Genomic DNA, 17,400 nt, shown 5'->3' with positions numbered 1-17,400 from the left:
CTTGCGCTACGGCTCCCTATGCGCCCGCGCCGCGAAAGGCTCAAGACCCCCCGCGCATGCCGCGCAAAATTATTTCAACTTTTGGATTGTCTGTTACGCTACTCGGGTCAATCGGCCGGGGTGATCGCGATTGCCTTCTTCGCCAGCTTCGCAACCAGCGCCGGATCGTCGGCCGCCTTGGCGACGATGCCGATGTGTCCGCCGGGCATCGCGCGCGCAATCAGCACCACGAATTCGGCATCGCCCGCATCATGCTCCAGGATCAGCGCCGGGTGCGCGGTGCGCAGCGCCGCCAGTTGCTCGTCAACCTTCGCCGCTGCATCGCCCGCGGGCTTGCGGCGCGCGCGCGTATCCTTGACCAGACCCTTGAGCCCGCCCGGATAGCGGTCGAGATAGGCGGGAAGCGACCCGCGCTCCAGCCCCGCGTCCTTCGCATGGCCGAGCACGCAGGCATATTCGGCGAGGCGCGTCTTGTCGTAGGAGGCGCCGAACACCAGCTTGACGACTGGCGTCATTGGCGCACGCTCCTGCGCCTGCAGCCCCGCATCCTCGAGCAATTCGGCGAAGGCGTCGGGCTTCGCTTCGGCGGCGAGCGCGAAATCCCACGCCTTGCCAACCGCCTGATAGAGCGCGCTGCGGCTGCGGCTGTCGGCCGCCATCGCGCGTTCTGCGGTCTCGCGCGCCAGCGCCAGCCAGTCGGCCAGCTCGGCATCTTCACCCGGTCCGGCCGCGCCATCTTCGACAGTCTCGTTGGCGGCATCATCACCCTTGGCAGCCGGTACTACAGGATCGTCGAAGCGCTCGGTCAGCAGCATCACATCGCCAAAGGCAACCGCTTCGGGCAGGGCGTCGCCGAGCGCGGCGAAGCCCGGCGCCGCTTCGTCGTCGATCTGCTCCGAATCGGGGCCGTCGGCCCACACTGGCACGGGTGCGGTCAGCGGCGCAGCGCTGCGCAGCGCCTGCTCGACCGACAGTTGCAGCTCTTCAGCCTGCTCTGCGGCAACCGCTTCCTTCCAGTTGATGACGCCCATGATAAAATCGATGGTGTCGTCGTCGGACGAAAAGGGCAGCAGGATGCCGCGGTACATGATTGTCATGCCGCGATCGTTGACGAACTCGGCCTCGAAGCCGATCGGCGCGCGGTTGGCGATGATCTGGAGATAATGGTCGGTCAGCCGCGACAGCAGCGACCGCCCCGGAATCTGGCTGATATAATGGACATCCTCGTCGATCTGCGATTCTTCACGCAGCCGGTCGCCGAGATAGGAGATGCCCGGATTTTCGATACCCGCGGTAAAATCGAGCAGCACCGCATTGGGCCCGAAGTCGGCGCCGTCGAGGTCGAGATCCTCGACCGACGGATAGGCGCGGTCGGCAAGCAGCGATGCCCAATGATTATAGGCGCGCACCTGCATCCGCCGTTCGTCGACACCGACAGCCGGCGGCGCATCGATCGCGCCATCGTCCTGATCGTGGCTGCCCGAAAGCAGTCCGCGCATGCTGTCCATCATTTGTCCCCAGTCGCAAACATCGGGGATGTCATGCACCGACAGTGGTAAAAGTGGCGTAAACGATGCGCTCCGCAGGCACCGCGCGCCGCGCCGTCAGGCGAGCGTGGTGGCGATCGGCAGCCCGGCCTTCAGCGTCAGCGTGACCGGCGTGCGCTCGGCAATGTCGGCCATGCGCGCGCGCTGTTCGTCGTCGAGCCCGACGATCGCCAGCGTGCGGTCGATCCGCTTCTCCTCGCGCCCCGACAGGCGCAGGCCGACCTCGACCGATTCGAGCGGCCAGCCCTTGCGGTCGGCATACATACGCAGCGTGATCGCGGTGCACGCGCCCAGGCTCGCGAGCAGCAGATCATAGGGCGCCGGGCCCACCGCGCCGCCGCCGAGCGCGGGCGGCTCGTCGGCGATCAGCGCATGGCCGCCGACATCGATCTCGGTGCGATAGCGGTCCTTGCCGATTCGCGCGCTGCCTTGCGCCATGCCATCCTCCTGCATCCTGCGTCGCGCGCAGCCTATCAGATGCACCGCTCGTTGCCAGCCACCGTGCGCAGCTGGCATAGACGGCCCCGCAGGGGAGGCGAGGATGCAGACAAGAATGGGAGCAGGACCGCTGCTCGACGCGCGCGGGCAGCTCGCCGAACGCGGCTGGGCGACCGCCGAGGTGCGCCGCTACGACCGTGCGCGGATCGCGGCGGGCAAGCTGCGGATCAAGGAGTGGGACTATTATTGCATCCTCACCGACGCCTTCGGGATCGCGCTGACCGTCGCTGACAATGGCTATCTGGGCTTCCTCGGCGTGTCGTGGATGGATCTGGCGGCTCGAACCGCGATCAACGACGGTGCGGTGATCCCTTGGCCGATGGGCCGCATGCGGCTGCCCGAAAGCGCCGATGCGGGCGATATCGAACAGCGCCGCGGCGGCATGCTGCTGCGCTTCCGGCATGAACCGGGCGGCCGGCGGCTGACGGTCGAGGCCCCGAATTTCGGCGGCGGACAGGGTCTCGCGGGCGAATTATGGCTCGCGCAGCCGCCGATGGACCGCATTGTGATCGCCACGCCTTTCTCGGGGGCGCCAAGGGCCTTCTATTATAATCAGAAAATCAATTGCCTCGCCGCCGAGGGCGAGATTCGCGTGGGGAACACCCTCCATAGCTTCAGCCCCGACCGCGCCTCTGGCGTGCTCGACTGGGGGCGCGGCGTCTGGACCTACGACAATGTCTGGTATTGGGGGTCGGCCTCGGGAATGACGGACGGACGCCGCATCGGCTTCAACATCGGTTACGGCTTCGGCGACACGGCGGCGGCATCGGAGAATATGGTCTTCGTCGACGGCACCGCGCACAAGCTCGACCGCATCGCCTTTCATATGCCGGCGGGCGGACCCGACACAGGGCCGTGGCGCTTCACGAGCAACGACGGACGGTTCGAAATGACGATGGACCCGATCGTCAATCGCCACCACAGCACCAACCTCGGCCTGTTCAGGACGGTGCAGGATCAGGTTTTCGGCCGCTTTTCAGGGCGCATCATCCTCGACGACGGCAGCGCGCTCGACATTGCCGGGCTCACGGGCTTTGCCGAAGAAGTGCGCAACCGCTGGTAGTCGGTGCTGTGCGCCTGCGCACAGCAATCCACACCCTTGCGCCCTATCCCCGAATGCGAGACTATCGCGGTCCATCGGGGGAGACATCCGGGGTCGCGGTTCAGCCATTGGGTGGAGACCGACTATGACAGGGAATGACCAGCAGCCGCGCTCGATCGTCGATCGCGTGAAGAATATCTTGCTCCAGCCCGCGCGCGAGTGGGAAGTGATCGACGGCGAAGCCGAAACGATCGGCGGCCTTTATCGCCGCTATATCATCCCGCTGGCGGCGATTCCCGCTGTGGCGGGGCTGATCGGCATGCTCGCCTTCGGCTTTTCGGTAATGGGCTTCACCTATCGCCCCTCGGTCGGCTCGGCCGTCGCCTCGGCCGTCGTGCAATATGCAACGACCTTGATCGGGGTCTTCATCCTCGCGCTCATCATCGACGCGCTCGCCCCCAGCTTCGGTGCGACACAGAACCGCGTCCAGGCGTTCAAGGTCGCGGCCTATTCGGGCACCGCGAGCTGGGTCGCGGGCATCTTCGCGATCCTGCCCGCACTTTCCTGGCTGTCACTGCTCGGCCTCTACGGCCTCTATCTCCTTTACCTCGGCCTGCCCCGCCTGATGCGCGCGCCGCAGGAAAAGGCGATGACCTACACGATCCTGATCGTCGTCGCGGCGATCGTCGTCGCACTCGTCATCGGCGCGATTACTGCCCCGATCACCGCGACCTTCATGCGGGGGTTCTAGGCAAGAAGGCGGACCGGCGAGGGCGGGGGCGGTGCGATCGCCGTCTCCCGCCGTCAGTCCGCCAGTTGCTCGAGCGCCCATCGCGCGGCGTCGGCGACCATCGGCGATGTGTCGCTTGCCAGCGCCACCAGGCGCGGCCGCAAACTGCGATCGCCGCTGTTGCCCGCCGCAATCGCGGCGTTGCGTACCATGCGGCCCCGCCCGATCCGCTTGATCGGCGAGCCTGAAAAGACCTGCCGGAACCCCGTATCGTCGAGCGCGAGCAGATCGGCGAGCGCGGGCGCCGCCAGTTCGCCGCGCGGCAGAAACGCCTGGTGCCGCGCCGCGGTGTCGGCAAACTTGTTCCACGGACACACCGCCAGACAATCGTCGCAGCCATAAACGCGGTTGCCGATTGCGCGCCGGAATTCGGTCGGGATCGGTCCATCATGCTCGATCGTCAGATAGGAGATGCAGCGGCGGGCATCGACGCGATAGGGCGCGGGAAAGGCCGCGGTCGGGCATGCCTGCTGACAGGCGGTGCAACTGCCGCACCGGTCGCGTCCGGGAACCGAAGGCACGAGATCGAGCGTGGTGTAGATCGCGCCCAGAAACAGCCAGCTGCCATGCTCGCGGCTGACCATATTGCTGTGCTTGCCCTGCCAGCCGAGCCCGGCAGCGGCGGCGAGCGGCTTTTCCATCACCGGCGCGGTGTCGACAAAGACCTTCACCTCGGCGCCCGGCGCCTCGGCGACGAGCCAGCGCGCGACATGCTTCAGCGCCTTTTTGACGACGTCATGATAGTCGGCTCCCTGCGCATAGACCGAGATGCGGCCGCGGTCGGATGCCCCAGCGAGCGCCAGCGGATCGGTGCCGGGGGCATAGCTCATGCCGAGCGCGATCACCGACCGCACCTCGGGCCACAGCCCTTGCGGCGATCCGCGCTGTTCGGCGCGGCTTTCCATCCAGATCATGTCGCCGTGGCATCCGTCGGCGAGCCATTGCGCCAGCCGCGCCGCGGTTTGCGGCGCCGCGTCGGCGCGCGCGATGCCGAACGCCGCGAAGCCATGCGCGCGCGCGGTGGCCGCGAGCCGCTCTTCGATCGGGGGCAAGGCATTGGAAAGCATTGCGCCCCTATACGACAGGCGGCGGGCCGTGCCATAGAGCGATGATACAGTGATGATATGCAGGCCGATTCAGCGAGCGGGGACCAGCGTTTGACCGATTATTGCGTGGAGGCGCGCGGCCTCACCAAATATTTCGACGAATTCAAGGCAGTCGACCATGTCGACCTCGAGGTACCGGTCGGCAGCATCTATGGCGTTCTCGGTCCCAATGGCGCCGGCAAGACCACCAGCCTGCGCATGACGCTGGGCATCATCGATCCCGACGAGGGGACGAGCCGCCTCTTTGGCAGCCACAAGCCGCAATCGGTGCGCCACCGCATCGGCTATCTGCCCGAAGAACGCGGCCTCTATCCCGGTATGAAGGCGCGCGAGGCGATCGCCTTCATGGGGGCGCTGCGCGGGCTCGACTGGGGCGAAGGTCGCCGCCGCGCCGCGACCTTCATGGCCGAACTCGGGCTCGAACGCGTCATCGACGAAAAGATCCGCAAGATGTCGAAGGGCATGGCCCAGATGGTTCAGCTCATCGGCTCGATCGTCCATGCTCCCGACCTGATCGTGCTCGACGAACCCTTTTCGGGACTCGACCCGGTCAATCAGGAGCGGCTTGAAACGCTCGTGCGGCGCGAACGCGATCGCGGCGCGACGATCCTTTTCTCCACCCATGTGATGGCGCATGCCGAGCGACTATGCGACCGGCTCGCGATCATCGCGCGGTCGCAGCGCCGCTTCGAGGGCACGGTCGACGAGGCGCGCGCGCTGCTGCCGATGCAGGTGCGCTACGCACCGCGCACCGGCGCCGACGATGGCGTGATCGCGGCGCTGCTGCCCGCCGATGCGCAGCGGCGCGGCGACGCTTGGCATTTTGCGATCGACGACGCGGGGGTTGAACCGCTGCTCGCGCGGATCACCGCCAGCGGGCATGGCGTCGCCGGCCTGTCGATCGCCCGCCCCGGCTTGCACGATGCCTTCGTCCATATCGTGCGCCAGGTCGACGCGGGCTTCGCCGCCGACGCCGCCGAAGAAGCCGCTGCGGAGGCAAGCGCATGACTCCCTTTCTGAAAAATATGGCTGTCGTCGCGCGCCGCGACTTTCTTGCGATCGTGGCGACGCCGACCTTTCTCCTCTTCCTGCTCGCACCGCTGTTCATGCTCGGCATGAGCCTGGTCGGCGGCCTCGGTGCATCGCAGCTCGCCGACAGCGCGCGCGGCGCAGGGCGGATCGTCGTTGTCGCCGACGCCGGCGATGTCGCGGCGCTGCGCAGCGCCGACACACGCTTGCGCGACGCGCTGGGCGGCCGCGGTCCCGCGACGCTCGACGTGCGGATCGCCTCGCCGAAGGGCGATGATCCGCTGGTCATCGCGCAGGAAAAGGGCGCCGACACCTATGCGGTGATGGTCGGCCCGCTCGCCGCGCCGCGCATCGTCGAACGCGAGGAGGGTAGCCGCTCGGGCCGCTATCTCGCGCTGCTCGCGGAAGAGGTGTTGCGCGACCGCGCCGCCGGCGCGGTGCCGCCGGTCGCACCGCATTTCGAATCGATCCGCAGCGGCGGGACGAGCATCGCCGTGCAGCAGTCGATGGGCTTCGGCGCGGTCTTTGCGATCTTCCTGATGACGCTGCTGCTCGCGGGGCAGACCGTCAGTTCGCTGGCAGAGGAAAAGGGCAACAAGGTCATCGAAATCCTCGCCGCCGCGGTGCCGCTCGAAAGCGTCTTTCTCGGCAAGTTGCTCGGCATGCTCGGCGTCGCGGTGCTGTTTATCGCCTTCTGGCTTGCGATTGCGGCAGGAGGCGGGTTGATCGCGGCAACCCAGATCGACCCGGCCACGCTCTCGGCGGCAGGCGCGGGCAAGCCGGTCGCGGCGATGCTCGCGGTGCCGGCTACCGGCTGGGGCTTTTTCGTCGGCATCTGCTTCGTCTATTTCATCATGGCTTTCCTGCTGCTCGGCGCGGTGTTCCTCGGTGTCGGCGCGCAGGCAGGAACGGTGCGCGAAATCCAGATGCTCAGCCTGCCGATCACCATCTTTCAGGTCGGCATGTTCAGCCTCTCTTCGGCCGCCGCGAGCGCGCCGGGCAGCCCGCTCGCGCGCTTCGCCGAAATCTTTCCCTTTTCGTCGCCCTTCGCGATGGCGGCGCGCGCCGCGACCGACGATGCGAAGGCGGTCCATCTGCTTGCGCTCGGCTGGCAGCTGCTCTGGGTCGCGCTCGTCATCTTCCTCTCGGTCCGGATGTTCCGCGCCGGGGTGCTGAGCGGCAAGGCGGGCTGGAAATTCTGGAAACGGCGGCAACGCGCGTGACCTCGGGCGACCGTTGCCATTTCTAGGGTGATCGCCCCAAAGCCTCATTGACAAAACTGTAAATAGTGGCATTCTGCAACCCAATCGGCCGCGCCCGACGGCCTTGAGAGGAGCTGCCCCCAATGGCCACCCAGATTCGCGTCGAACCCGAAACCGTCAATCCGCTCGACGTCAGCCGCGCCGACATGTGGCGCGAGGATCGCTGGCAGCAGCCGATGGCGCAGCTGCGCGCCGAATCGCCGATCTATTATTGCGACGATTCGAAATTCGGTCCCTATTGGTCGGTGACGACCTACAAGCCGATCCAGCATATCGAGGCGCTGCCCAAGATATTCTCCTCCTCGTGGGAATATGGCGGCATCACCGTCGCAGGCGACGGCATCGAACATCTGCAGGAGGGCGAAATCCCGATGCCGATGTTCATCGCGATGGACCCGCCGCAGCACACGGCGCAGCGCCGCACCGTCGCCCCGGCCTTCGGCCCCTCCGAAATCGAACGGATGCGCGCCGACACGCTGCGCCGGACAAGCGAAGTGCTCGATTCGCTGCCGATCGGCGAAACATTCGACTGGGTCGAAAAACTGTCGATCGAACTGACGACGCAGATGCTCGCCATCCTGTTCGACTTTCCCTTTGAAGAACGCCACAAGCTGACTGCCTGGTCCGACGCGCTCGGCGACATCGAAAGTTTCAATACCCTCGAAGAACGCCAGGCCCGTCTCGCGATCGCATTCGAAATGGGCGCCGCGTTCAAGGAATTGTGGGACCGCAAGGCGCAGAATCCCGGTACGCACGACCTGATTTCGATCATGCTCCAGTCGGATGCGATGAGCCACATGAGCCATGAAGAATTCATGGGCAACCTCATCCTGCTGATCGTCGGAGGCAATGACACGACGCGCAATTCGATGTCGGCCTACGCCTACGGCCTCCATCTTTTCCCCGAGGAGCGCGCGAAGCTGGAGGCAAATCACGATCCCGAACTCGCGGTCAACGCGATGCACGAGATCATCCGCTGGCAGACCCCGCTGGCCCACATGCGCCGCACCGCGACCGAAGACACCGAATTGTTCGGGCACCAGATCAAGAAGCGCGACAAGATCGCGCTGTGGTACGCGTCGGCGAACCGTGACGAGAGCATCTTCCCCGACGGCGACCGGATCATCGTCGACCGCGAAAATGCGCGGCGCCACCTCGCCTTCGGTTACGGCATCCACCGCTGCGTCGGCGCACGCGTCGCTGAGCTTCAGCTTACCGCGCTGATCTCCGAAATGCAGCGGCGGCGGCTGCGCGTGAATGTGGTCGGGGAACCCGACCGGGTGAACGCCTGCTTCGTCCACGGCTATCGCCACCTGCCCGTGGTGCTCGAGAAATATTGACGCGGCGTTGAAACCGGGAGCAGACCGGCATCGTATCTAGAAGGCAGAGGAGCCTGCCATGATCGAACGTCGTTATCTGCTTTCCGGTCTCGCCTTGGGCGGCGCGATGATTGCCGCGCCGATGCTCTTCGCCAAGCCCGGCAAGCGCCCGCTGGCACAGCCGGGCTGGCGCCTCACCGATGCCGAGTGGAAAAAGCGCCTCTCCGCGACGCAATATGCGGTGCTGCGGGAGGCCGCGACCGAGCGCCCCTACACCAGCCCGCTCAACAAGGAGCATCGCGCCGGCACCTTTGCCTGCGCGGGCTGCGCGCTGCCGCTGTATTCGAGCAAGACCAAATATGACAGCGGCACCGGCTGGCCGAGTTTCTGGGCGCCGCTGCCGGGCGCGATCGCAACGTCGGTCGATCATGAGCTCGGCTATCCGCGGACCGAGGTGCATTGCCGGCGCTGCGGCGGCCACCTGGGTCATGTCTTCGACGACGGGCCGAAGCCGACCGGCAAGCGCTATTGCATGAACGGCGCCGCGCTCCGCTTCATTCCCGCCTGACCACGCGCCGATTGGTGCACGCTCCAAACGAAAAGGCCCGGCGGATCGCTCCGCCGGGCCTTTGCCGTTCCGATGCGCCGCCGCTTAGTCGCGGCTGCCCATCAGGTTGAGCAGGAAGGTGAACATGTTCACGAAGTCGAGGTAGAGCGTCAGCGCGCCCATCACCACCGACTTGCCGACGAAGTCGGTACCGCGGACATAGAAATACATGCTCTTGATCTTCTGCGTGTCATAGGCGGTGAGGCCGGCGAACAGCAGCACGCCAATCACGCTGATCGCGAGGTTGAGCGCGGTCGACTGCACGAAGAGGTTGATCAACATCGCAACGAGGATGCCGACGACGCCCATGATCAGGAAAGTGCCGAAACCCGACAGATCCTTCTTGGTCGTGTAGCCATAGAGGCTGAGACCGAGAAAAGCCGCTGCGGTCGCGAAGAAGGTCGTCGCGATCGAGGTCTGGGTGAAGGCGAGGAAGATCGTCGACATCGACAGACCCATGATCGCCGCATAGCCCCAGAACAGCGCCTGCGCCGCGCCGGTCGACAGCTTGTTGATCCCGAAGCTGAGCACCATCACGAAAGCGAGCGGTGCGAGCATGACAACCCACATCAGCGGGCTGCCGATCAGCGACAGGGTGAAACCCGTCGAATAGGCGAGCATCGCGACGATGCCGGTAAGCAGCACGCCCGAGCCCATATAGTTATAGACCGACAGCATGTACGACCGCAGGCCGGCATCGACGGCCTGATCCATCGCGCTCGCGCTGCCAGGAAAGCCGGACGCCGCCATATTGGGGTCGTTCCAATTAGCCATTTTCAAATCTCCATCACCGGCCAGCCCATACCGGCCGTACTCCCAATATCAGTATTTTCGCCCTCCGTTTCAAGCGAAACCGGTCCGGGCGCCTTCGGCGCTGTCGCGCGCGGTGCAAAAGCCCTATGACGGGGCGCACCATGTCCACGCACCGCCTGTTCGTCGCCCTGCGCCCGCCGCGGCCGATTCGCGCCCGGCTGATCGCAGCAATGCATGGCATTTCGGGCGCACGCTGGCAGGATGACGATCAGCTTCACCTGACCTTGCGCTTCATCGGTGAAGTCGATCACCACCGGGCCGAGGATGTCGCCGCGGCGCTCGGCGCGTTGCACGCCCCCGCCATCGCCGCACGCATCGCGGGGGTCAGCCTGTTCGAGCGTCATGGGCGGCCGCACATGGTGTGGGCAGGGGTTGAGCCCGCCGAACCGGTCGCGGCGCTGCACCGCAAGGTCGACCAATTGCTGACGCGCAGCGGGATCGAGAAGGAGACGCGCGCCTTTCTGCCGCATGTCACGCTGGCGCGGCTCAATCGCGGATCGGGGCCCGTCGCACCCTTTCTTGCCCTGAACGGCGATCTGGCGACGCCCGACTTCGTCTTCGGTCATGTCACCCTTTATGAGAGCGAGCTTGGCCATGGCGGGTCGCGCTATCATCCGATCGCGCGCTATCCGCTCGACGACCCGGTCGCGGCAACCAGCGCGGCGGCAACCGCGCTGACATCGGCCCAGGTTTCGGCAAAGCCATCGTCGGCGCCATAATAGGGATCGGTCACGCTCTCGCCCGCCCGTCCGGGTACGAGATCGAGCATCAGCATCAGCCGCGCCGTCGCGTCCCCCGGGGCGAGCGCACGCGCGGTCCGCAGATTGTCGGCGTCGGCAGCCAGGATCAGATCGAAGCGGTGAAAGTCGCCGCGCACGAGCTGGCGCGCGCGCAGATCGCCGATATCGACGTCATGCCGCCGCGCCTCCGCCTGCGCGCGGGCGTCGGGCGGGTGACCGAGATGCCAGTCGCCAGTCCCCGCAGAATCGAGCCGCATCGCGATTCCGGCGTCGGCAAAGGCGGCGCGCGCCGCGCCCTCCGCCAGCGGCGAGCGACAGATATTGCCAAGGCAGAGAAAAAGGATGGCTGGCGCATCGCCCCAGTCGTCGGTCATGTCATGTCCTTCTTCACAAAGTTGAACCGGTTTTCAACTTGCGCTGCCCGGCGGCTCTGCTAGCCATGGCGGCCAACGATAATGACTGAGGGAGCGCGGTGCCAGATGGCTGAGACGAGCAACGATCCGGGGACAGGCTTCGAAAGTGCGGAGACCGAACCGCGCGCGACGGGATACAGCTGGTATGTCCTCGGCGTCCTCGTCGTCGTCTATATCCTCAACTTCATCGACCGCCAGATCGTCAGCATCCTTGCGGTCGACATCAAGGCCGACCTCGGCCTGACCGACGCCGACATGGGCTTCCTCGGCGGTGCCGCCTTCGCGGTCTTCTATGCGCTGTTCGGCATCCCACTCGGACGCCTCGCCGACAATTGGAACCGCGTGAAGCTGCTGTCGATCGGCCTCGCACTTTGGTCGACGATGACCGCCCTGTCGGGGTTCGCACGCAATCAGGTAACGCTGACCTTTGCCCGCATGGGCGTCGGCGTCGGCGAAGCGACCGCCAGCCCGACCGCCTATTCGCTGATCTCCGACTATTTCCCCAAGCGGCAGAAGGCGACCGCGCTCGCCATCTATTCGTCGGGGCTTTACCTTGGCGGCGGCGTGTCGCTGTTCATCGGCGCCTCGATCGTCGAGGCGTGGAACCGCACCTGGCCGAACGGCGGGCCGATGGGGCTGGTCGGCTGGCACGGCGCATTTCTGGCCGTCGGCATTCCCGGCCTGCTCGTCGCGCTGTGGGTCGCAACGCTGCGCGAACCCGCGCGCGGCGCGATGGACGGAGTCGCGAGCCACAGTTCGCCCCATTCTTTCCGCGAATTCTTTCGCGACCTGTCAACGATCGTTCCGCCCTTCACCCTTTTCGGCGCCGCACAGCGCGGCCCGACCGCACTGGCGGTAAACATCGGCTTCGCCGCCGCGATCGCCGCCTTTGCGTGGTGGATGATTCGCCTGACGGGCAATTTCCCGCAATGGTCGGCGGTCGGGCTTGGCTATTACGCCGTCTTTTCATGGGCCTCGACGCTGCGCGCGCGCGATCCTGCGACCTTCCGTCTGATCTGGGGCACGCCAGCCTTCATCTGCACGACGCTGGGTTACGGGCTGGTGAGCCTTGCCGCCTATGCTCTCGCCTTCTGGTCACCGCCCTATGCCGAGCTTGTGCTGAAGCTGCCCAAGCAGGAACTGGCATTCATTCTCGGCGCCAATGGTGCGCTTGCAGGGTTCGTCGGGGTAATTCTGGGGGGCCGCATCGCCGACGCGCTGCGCGCGCGCAATCCGGCGGGCCGCATTCTGACGATCATATTCGGCGTTGTCGCGCCGATCATCCCGATCTGGATCGGCTACACGACCGAAAGCAGCTTCATCTTCTATGCGATGAACTTCCTTGCCGGCATGTTCGGTGCCGCAGCGCTGGGCGCGGCCGCCGCAACCACGCAGGATCTGGTATTGCCGCGCATGCGCGGGACGGCGACTGCCGCCTTCTTCCTCGGCACGACACTCGTCGGCCTGTCGTTTGGTCCCTACATGGTCGGGCAGATTTCGGACCTCGCCGGCACGATAGTCGATGGCAAGCCCGTGGGTGACCTGCGGACCGGCATATTGTCGCTGATCGGCGTCGCGCCGATCGCGCTGGCGCTGCTGATCTATGCTTATCGCACGGTGCCGCAGGCCGAAGCGACGATTGCCGAGCGCGCGGCGAACGCGGCCGCCTGACCGCGCCCGCGCAACGCCGATATGCCGCTGCTTATCCGGCCGTGATCACGCCGCAGGCCACGCGGCCGCCGCTGTTACCGCTCGGATCCGTCTTGTAATCATCGGGACCGGCGTGGATGACGAACGCCGCGCCGTCGGCATCGAGCAGCCCGCCCTCGCCGGTCAGGCGCGAGCCGACGACCTGCAGCGTCGCTCGGCCGATCGTTCCCGATTCGACGACGAGGTTGGGCAGATCGCCGTGATGGGCGCCCATCGGGTTGTCGCGTCCATGCTGGGCATGGGTCGGGTTCCAGTGCGGGCCGGCGCTGGTGAAATCGGGCGGGGTGCATTGGCCGACGGCGTGCAGATGCATGCCATATGTGCCAGGTGCAAAGCCGCGCGCGACCAGTTCGATGCGCAGGCCCGTTCCGTCCTTGTAGATATCGACGCGCCCACGGTCGGCGCCCGAGGCGTCGTAAAGCTGGGCATGGGCGTCGGATGGGGGCATCGTCGTCGTCGGCCCCTTTGATCCGCTGGCGCAGCCGCCAAGGGCGAGCAGCGAGGCTACGCACAGCGCGGCGGTCATCGTCGGGCGAAAAGTGGCGGCAGGCTTCATGGATTGGCTCCCCATCATTGGCGCGGTGCGGCGCTTGCGAAAATCCTACGCCGCAGCGCGGCGTTCGTTCCCAGGCCCGCAGGATGCCCCGTCGAAGCTGCCGCGCCAAGCGCTTTCACGCCGGGCAAAGCAAAAGGGCCGCGGATCGCTCCGCGGCCCTTCAATGGCGCATCGCTGATCTAGCGATCAGAAAACGCGCCCATATTGTTCGTTACCGACGAAGCCGAGCTTGCCGACGCCGCTACGCTTTACGACCGCCATGACGCGATCGACCACGATATAGCGGGCGTAGGGGTCCGGCTGGATCTGCAGTTCGGGTTCAACCGGCAGCGCCTTCGTCTGCTCGAGATAATCCGAAAGCTGCGCCAGATCGACCGGAACGCCGTTCCACGTGACCGTCCCCGCGGGGTCGATCATGATCTTGTTCTTTTCCGGGTCGACATTGTTCTTCGAATCGGTCGGAACCGGCAGGTCGATCTTCACCGCGTGGGTTTGGACCGGAATGGTGATGATGAACATGATGAGCAAAACGAGCATGACGTCGATCAGCGGCGTCGTGTTCATTTCCATCATCGGTTCATTATCGTCCCGATCCCCAACAGCCATAGCCATGAGACTATTCCTTCATTCCTTCGCGGACCGCCTTAGAGGCGGCCCAGCGTAGCCGAACCAGGGGCAGGTTCCGAAATGAACCCGATCTTCTGGAAACCGGCATATTGCATCGTGTAGATCACACCGCCGATGCACTGGTACGGCGTATTGATGTCGCCGCGGATATGCACTTCGGGGAAGTTCTCTTCGGTGATATTCTGGGGCCCGCCGATATCGTTGAGAAGCTTTTCAAGCTTGTCTTGACCGCGCTTGAGCAATTCGCGCGAATCGACCGGAGACTGGCCCCAATATACTTCGCAGCTACCGGGGGTTGCGCCCGCTCGAACCGAGATGTTCACATTCTCGGGCTTCGTCGTCGTCGGCTCAAAAGCGACGTCGGGCAGCTTGAGCTCCACCGTCTCCAACACCACGGGAACCGTGATGAGGAAGATGATGAGAAGCACAAGCATGATATCCACGAGCGGCGTCGTGTTGATGTCGGACATCGGGGCATCTTCGCCCTTTGCGCCTGCACTCATCGCCATAGGATTAGCATCCTGTCACAAAATTACTGTCATGGACCTGCGAAAAGCCTGCCGAAGCGCGCCTGTCGCTGTCCAGCGGCCCCGCCGATCGCCTGAGCGGCCGACGGGGCGCGAGAGTCTTAGGCCTTCTTCGGCGCAGCGGCGGGAGCAGCCTTGGCGGGCGCAGCGGCAACCGCCGGCTTCACCTGGCCGCCCGACATGATCGAGCCGAGCACGTCGTTCGAGAAGGTCGACAGACGGCGAGCAATCGCCTTGTTGCGGCTCTGGAGCCAGTTGAAGGCGAGAACCGCGGGAACCGCGACGATCAGACCGATGGCGGTCATGATGAGCGCTTCACCGACCGGGCCGGCGACGGTGTCGATCGAGGCCTGGCCCGATGCACCGATCTTCACGAGGGCGCGAAGAATACCGATAACCGTACCGAACAGACCGACGAACGGCGCGGTCGAACCGACGGTCGCGAGGAAGGCGAGGCCGCCGTTGAGCTTCGAGTTGATGTGGTTCTGCGAACGCTCGAGCGTGCCGTGCATCCAGTCATGCGCTTCGACCGGGTCGGTCAGCTTGTTATGCTCTTCGTTGGCGCGCAGACCGTCTTCGACGACCTGACGATAGGCGCTGTTCTTTTCGAGCTTGTTCATACCTTCAGCGAGGGTCGGCGCACGCCAGAAGTTCGCGTCGACTGCCTTGCCCTGGTTAATCACCTTATTCTGTTCGAACAGCTTGGTGAACAGGATGTACAGCGTGCCGATGAACATGATCAGCAGGACGAGGAAGGTGATCTGCGACACGATACCGCCTTCGCACAGCGCCGGGACGAGACCATAGGGGTTCTCGCCCTCTTTCTTGACGCACATCGACGCGGGCATGAGGCTCATCCCGACATCATGGGCACCAGCCGCAGCAGCGGCGTTCGCAATCAGATTGAACATTTCGATATTCCCTCTCAAAAAATCTAAACCGGGGGTCGGCATTGCTGCCGGAAAATTCAGGAAAAACGGCGCTTAGCGGTCGATCTTCCAGGTAAAGCGGCTCGACCAGCTACCCGTCGTGGGATTGCCGTTCCGATCGACGGCCGGAGCGAATTTCGCGCGGCGCATCAGCAGCTTGCACGCTGCATCGTCGAGGTCGGAGTGACCGCTGGACGAAGTGACCGAACAGCCGGTGGGCTTGCCGTCAGTGCCAATGGTCAGACGGAAACCCGTCGTCCCTTCGCGTTCCTGACGCTGCGCGCTCGGCGGATAGTCGTCGTTCGTCACCCAGCGGCCCGGAGACCCCTTCGGCGACGCTCCCTTCGACATGTCGGGGGTCGGCGGCGGAGCCGGCGGCGCGGGCGGCGTATAGACCTGCGGCGGCGGCGCCGGCGGCGGCGTCGGAACCGACTGGATCTGGTTCGCGGTGCTCGGCGGCGGGATCGGCGACGGAGGCGTCACGACCGGCGGCGGCGGCGGCAGCTTGTTATCCGGCGGCGGCGGCGGCGGCGGCTCCTCCGGCGGCGGCGGCTCTTCGACGTCCACCACGTCCAATTTTTCGGCAATTTTCTTGACGATGCTGATATTCAGGCCGTTCACCAGGCCGTAGCCCAGCACTGCCGTCAGCAAGCCCACCAAGACAATTGCCACTACCCTGTTTTTAGGGTCGACATTATCACCATAAGCCATTCAGGGACGACGCTCCTTGCTAGATCATCCTGACACCAAATCCGCACCATCGGGTTCGGTTGCCAATTGCCCGGATATTTTCCGATGCGCTCCGCAGACCCGATGGCTTAGCAACCGGCTTGTTCTGTTTGTGCCGGACGCTTCACCGCTCGTCCTATCGCGGTGGCGAGAAGTTCGCAAACCCTTTATCAGCGGTTAATGTGCACTTGTCCATGATGGGCAATTGGCCGCCTTTCGAGGCAGGATAGAACAGAAGGTGGATTGAATATGCGCGCCCTCGCCCTAGCTGCCGTGGCCGGCATTGCTTTGTTTACTAATTGTTTTTCAAATGCTTACGCCCAAACTCCGACACCCGCCGCGGGTACCGAAAGCCCCTGGAGCTATGCCGATCTCGCCGATCTGGCGACAGTTGCCCCGATGGTGATCGAAGCGCGTGTCTACAGCACGGCGCTGCTTAAGGCCGAACGCGCACCGGGGCTCGCGGCGGGCTTTGCGCGATTCTATGTCGAGGCCGATGTGGTCAGCCTGATTCGCGGATCGGGGCCGTTGGCGGCGCGGATCAGCTATCTTGTCGACCTTCCGCTCGACGCAAAAGGCAAGCCGCAGAAGCTCAAAAAGAAGCAGCCCGTGCTGCTTTTTGCCCGCCCGGTGGCGGGCGCGGCAGCGGGGAGCAGCAGCACCGGCAGCGTCCAGCTGATCGCGCCCGACGCCCAATTGCCTTGGGACGCTGCGACCGAATCGCAGCTGCGCGCGATCCTGACCGAGCTGGTCAAGCCCGGCGCCCCGCCCGCGATTACCGGAATCGCCAACGGTTTCCACGTCCCCGGCACACTGCCCGGCGAGGGCGAGACGCAGCTGTTCCTCGACACCAAGACCGGCGAGCCGGTGTCGATCACCGTCCTGACCGCCGCCGACGGGTCGCGCCGCTGGTCGGCCGCCTTCGGCGAGATCGTCGACGAAAGCGCGCCGATTCCGCGCCAGAACACGCTCGGCTGGTATCGCCTGGCCTGCGGCTTGCCGCGAAGCCTGCCGCTCAGCAAACTCGGCGGCACCGCTCCCGAAGACCGCAAGAAAGCGGCCGCCGATTATGCCGTCGTCCTTGGCGCGCTCGGTCAATGCACGCGCACCCGCACACCGCCGCCAGGCCTCTGACCCGGCCAAACTGCCGGGCCTG

The 17,400-nt window shown here is 65.2% G+C and carries 19 protein-coding genes; 9 read left to right on the top strand and 10 right to left on the bottom strand.

What is annotated here, in order from left to right; genetic code table 11:
- Window positions 1-107: 107 nt before the first annotated feature.
- Together P1IM2_RS04020 and P1IM2_RS04015 are read right to left on the bottom strand one after the other, a co-directional pair.
- On the bottom strand, window positions 108-1,508 hold the full coding sequence (locus P1IM2_RS04020) for a hypothetical protein (RefSeq protein ID WP_062903073.1): 1,401 nt from the start codon (window positions 1,506-1,508) through the stop codon (window positions 108-110).
- A 96-nt stretch (window positions 1,509-1,604) separates the two neighbouring features.
- Window positions 1,605-1,985 (bottom strand): OsmC family protein, encoded by a 381-nt coding sequence (locus P1IM2_RS04015; protein ID WP_062901432.1) that lies wholly within the window; start codon window positions 1,983-1,985, stop codon window positions 1,605-1,607.
- Between the two features lie 115 nt (window positions 1,986-2,100).
- Here P1IM2_RS04015 and P1IM2_RS04010 point away from each other — a divergent pair, with 115 nt between their 5' ends.
- Window positions 2,101-3,108, top strand: coding sequence for a DUF2804 domain-containing protein (locus P1IM2_RS04010; protein ID WP_222102992.1), 1,008 nt, complete (start codon window positions 2,101-2,103; stop codon window positions 3,106-3,108).
- A gap of 124 nt (window positions 3,109-3,232) precedes the next feature.
- Window positions 3,233-3,838, top strand: coding sequence for a Yip1 family protein (locus P1IM2_RS04005; protein WP_062901430.1), 606 nt, complete (start codon window positions 3,233-3,235; stop codon window positions 3,836-3,838).
- A gap of 53 nt (window positions 3,839-3,891) precedes the next feature.
- Here P1IM2_RS04005 and queG read toward each other — a convergent pair whose 3' ends face one another.
- A complete protein-coding gene (gene queG, locus P1IM2_RS04000; protein ID WP_062901429.1) occupies window positions 3,892-4,944 on the bottom strand; it encodes a tRNA epoxyqueuosine(34) reductase QueG in 1,053 nt (350 codons plus the stop codon).
- A gap of 57 nt (window positions 4,945-5,001) precedes the next feature.
- On the opposite strand from queG, the gene P1IM2_RS03995 reads away from it, so the two are divergent.
- From P1IM2_RS03995 to msrB, 4 genes are all read left to right on the top strand, one after another.
- Entirely contained in the window at window positions 5,002-5,991 is a 990-nt protein-coding gene (locus tag P1IM2_RS03995) for an ABC transporter ATP-binding protein (RefSeq protein WP_062901428.1), read from the top strand.
- Complete coding sequence (locus P1IM2_RS03990; protein ID WP_062901427.1) at window positions 5,988-7,235, top strand: ABC transporter permease; 1,248 nt, start codon at window positions 5,988-5,990, stop codon at window positions 7,233-7,235. Before P1IM2_RS03995 ends, P1IM2_RS03990 begins: the two co-directional genes overlap by 4 nt.
- Window positions 7,236-7,357: 122 nt before the next feature.
- Entirely contained in the window at window positions 7,358-8,614 is a 1,257-nt protein-coding gene (locus tag P1IM2_RS03985) for a cytochrome P450 (protein WP_003042048.1), read from the top strand.
- A 58-nt stretch (window positions 8,615-8,672) separates the two neighbouring features.
- On the top strand, window positions 8,673-9,161 hold the full coding sequence (gene msrB, locus P1IM2_RS03980; RefSeq protein WP_186401475.1) for a peptide-methionine (R)-S-oxide reductase MsrB: 489 nt from the start codon (window positions 8,673-8,675) through the stop codon (window positions 9,159-9,161).
- Window positions 9,162-9,245: 84 nt separating this feature from the next.
- On the opposite strand, the gene P1IM2_RS03975 is transcribed toward msrB, so the two are convergent.
- Window positions 9,246-9,974: a Bax inhibitor-1/YccA family protein gene (locus P1IM2_RS03975; protein WP_003042056.1), complete on the bottom strand. Its 729-nt coding sequence runs from the start codon at window positions 9,972-9,974 to the stop codon at window positions 9,246-9,248.
- 140 nt (window positions 9,975-10,114) lie between these two features.
- On the opposite strand from P1IM2_RS03975, the gene thpR reads away from it, so the two are divergent.
- Window positions 10,115-10,732 (top strand): RNA 2',3'-cyclic phosphodiesterase, encoded by a 618-nt coding sequence (thpR, locus tag P1IM2_RS03970; RefSeq protein WP_186401474.1) that lies wholly within the window; start codon window positions 10,115-10,117, stop codon window positions 10,730-10,732.
- Here thpR and P1IM2_RS03965 read toward each other — a convergent pair.
- Window positions 10,639-11,127 carry a low molecular weight protein-tyrosine-phosphatase gene (locus tag P1IM2_RS03965; protein ID WP_186401473.1) on the bottom strand — a complete coding sequence of 163 codons (489 nt, stop codon included), beginning with the start codon at window positions 11,125-11,127 and terminating at the stop codon, window positions 10,639-10,641. The genes thpR and P1IM2_RS03965 overlap by 94 nt on opposite strands.
- 105 nt (window positions 11,128-11,232) lie before the next feature.
- Between P1IM2_RS03965 and P1IM2_RS03960 the strand changes: the two genes are divergently transcribed.
- Entirely contained in the window at window positions 11,233-12,837 is a 1,605-nt protein-coding gene (locus P1IM2_RS03960; RefSeq protein WP_186401472.1) for a spinster family MFS transporter, read from the top strand.
- A 31-nt stretch (window positions 12,838-12,868) separates the two neighbouring features.
- Here P1IM2_RS03960 and P1IM2_RS03955 read toward each other — a convergent pair whose 3' ends face one another.
- The 5 genes from P1IM2_RS03955 to P1IM2_RS03935 all read right to left on the bottom strand — a co-directional run bounded on the left by P1IM2_RS03955 (window position 12,869) and on the right by P1IM2_RS03935 (window position 16,226).
- The gene (locus P1IM2_RS03955; protein WP_062903070.1) at window positions 12,869-13,432 is read right to left on the bottom strand and encodes a superoxide dismutase family protein; all 564 of its coding nucleotides are present in this window, start codon (window positions 13,430-13,432) and stop codon (window positions 12,869-12,871) included.
- Window positions 13,433-13,618: 186 nt separating this feature from the next.
- The gene (locus P1IM2_RS03950; RefSeq protein WP_062901424.1) at window positions 13,619-14,044 is read right to left on the bottom strand and encodes an ExbD/TolR family protein; all 426 of its coding nucleotides are present in this window, start codon (window positions 14,042-14,044) and stop codon (window positions 13,619-13,621) included.
- A 32-nt stretch (window positions 14,045-14,076) separates the two neighbouring features.
- Window positions 14,077-14,568 carry an ExbD/TolR family protein gene (locus P1IM2_RS03945; RefSeq protein ID WP_062901423.1) on the bottom strand — a complete coding sequence of 164 codons (492 nt, stop codon included), beginning with the start codon at window positions 14,566-14,568 and terminating at the stop codon, window positions 14,077-14,079.
- A gap of 119 nt (window positions 14,569-14,687) precedes the next feature.
- On the bottom strand, window positions 14,688-15,443 hold the full coding sequence (locus tag P1IM2_RS03940; RefSeq protein ID WP_051066368.1) for a MotA/TolQ/ExbB proton channel family protein: 756 nt from the start codon (window positions 15,441-15,443) through the stop codon (window positions 14,688-14,690).
- A 126-nt stretch (window positions 15,444-15,569) separates the two neighbouring features.
- On the bottom strand, window positions 15,570-16,226 hold the full coding sequence (locus tag P1IM2_RS03935; protein WP_062901422.1) for an energy transducer TonB: 657 nt from the start codon (window positions 16,224-16,226) through the stop codon (window positions 15,570-15,572).
- Window positions 16,227-16,643: 417 nt separating this feature from the next.
- Here P1IM2_RS03935 and P1IM2_RS03930 point away from each other — a divergent pair, with 417 nt between their 5' ends.
- A complete protein-coding gene (locus P1IM2_RS03930; RefSeq protein WP_234180468.1) occupies window positions 16,644-17,378 on the top strand; it encodes a hypothetical protein in 735 nt (244 codons plus the stop codon).
- Window positions 17,379-17,400 lie beyond the last annotated feature (22 nt).

The sequence above is a fragment of the Sphingopyxis sp. P1IMeth2 genome (assembly GCF_900185685.1).
GTDB classification, from domain to species: domain Bacteria; phylum Pseudomonadota; class Alphaproteobacteria; order Sphingomonadales; family Sphingomonadaceae; genus Sphingopyxis; species Sphingopyxis terrae_A.
Note: the sequence above shows the minus strand (reverse complement) of the source record. Positions and strands in the feature narration are given on the sequence as shown.

Coding starts and splice junctions, on each gene's coding strand:
- msrB (WP_186401475.1), top strand. CDS start 8,673: ATGATCGAACGTCGTTATCTGCTTTCCGGTCTCGCCTTGGGCGGCGCG.
- P1IM2_RS03955 (WP_062903070.1), bottom strand. CDS start 13,432: ATGAAGCCTGCCGCCACTTTTCGCCCGACGATGACCGCCGCGCTGTGC.
- queG (WP_062901429.1), bottom strand. CDS start 4,944: ATGCTTTCCAATGCCTTGCCCCCGATCGAAGAGCGGCTCGCGGCCACC.
- P1IM2_RS03935 (WP_062901422.1), bottom strand. CDS start 16,226: ATGGCTTATGGTGATAATGTCGACCCTAAAAACAGGGTAGTGGCAATT.
- P1IM2_RS03945 (WP_062901423.1), bottom strand. CDS start 14,568: ATGGCGATGAGTGCAGGCGCAAAGGGCGAAGATGCCCCGATGTCCGAC.
- P1IM2_RS04010 (WP_222102992.1), top strand. CDS start 2,101: ATGGGAGCAGGACCGCTGCTCGACGCGCGCGGGCAGCTCGCCGAACGC.
- P1IM2_RS03990 (WP_062901427.1), top strand. CDS start 5,988: ATGACTCCCTTTCTGAAAAATATGGCTGTCGTCGCGCGCCGCGACTTT.
- P1IM2_RS03995 (WP_062901428.1), top strand. CDS start 5,002: ATGCAGGCCGATTCAGCGAGCGGGGACCAGCGTTTGACCGATTATTGC.
- P1IM2_RS03985 (WP_003042048.1), top strand. CDS start 7,358: ATGGCCACCCAGATTCGCGTCGAACCCGAAACCGTCAATCCGCTCGAC.
- P1IM2_RS04015 (WP_062901432.1), bottom strand. CDS start 1,985: ATGGCGCAAGGCAGCGCGCGAATCGGCAAGGACCGCTATCGCACCGAG.
- P1IM2_RS03950 (WP_062901424.1), bottom strand. CDS start 14,044: ATGGCTATGGCTGTTGGGGATCGGGACGATAATGAACCGATGATGGAA.
- P1IM2_RS03975 (WP_003042056.1), bottom strand. CDS start 9,974: ATGGCTAATTGGAACGACCCCAATATGGCGGCGTCCGGCTTTCCTGGC.
- P1IM2_RS03960 (WP_186401472.1), top strand. CDS start 11,233: ATGGCTGAGACGAGCAACGATCCGGGGACAGGCTTCGAAAGTGCGGAG.
- P1IM2_RS04005 (WP_062901430.1), top strand. CDS start 3,233: ATGACAGGGAATGACCAGCAGCCGCGCTCGATCGTCGATCGCGTGAAG.
- P1IM2_RS03930 (WP_234180468.1), top strand. CDS start 16,644: ATGGTGATCGAAGCGCGTGTCTACAGCACGGCGCTGCTTAAGGCCGAA.
- P1IM2_RS04020 (WP_062903073.1), bottom strand. CDS start 1,508: ATGGACAGCATGCGCGGACTGCTTTCGGGCAGCCACGATCAGGACGAT.
- P1IM2_RS03940 (WP_051066368.1), bottom strand. CDS start 15,443: ATGAGCCTCATGCCCGCGTCGATGTGCGTCAAGAAAGAGGGCGAGAAC.
- P1IM2_RS03965 (WP_186401473.1), bottom strand. CDS start 11,127: ATGACCGACGACTGGGGCGATGCGCCAGCCATCCTTTTTCTCTGCCTT.
- thpR (WP_186401474.1), top strand. CDS start 10,115: ATGTCCACGCACCGCCTGTTCGTCGCCCTGCGCCCGCCGCGGCCGATT.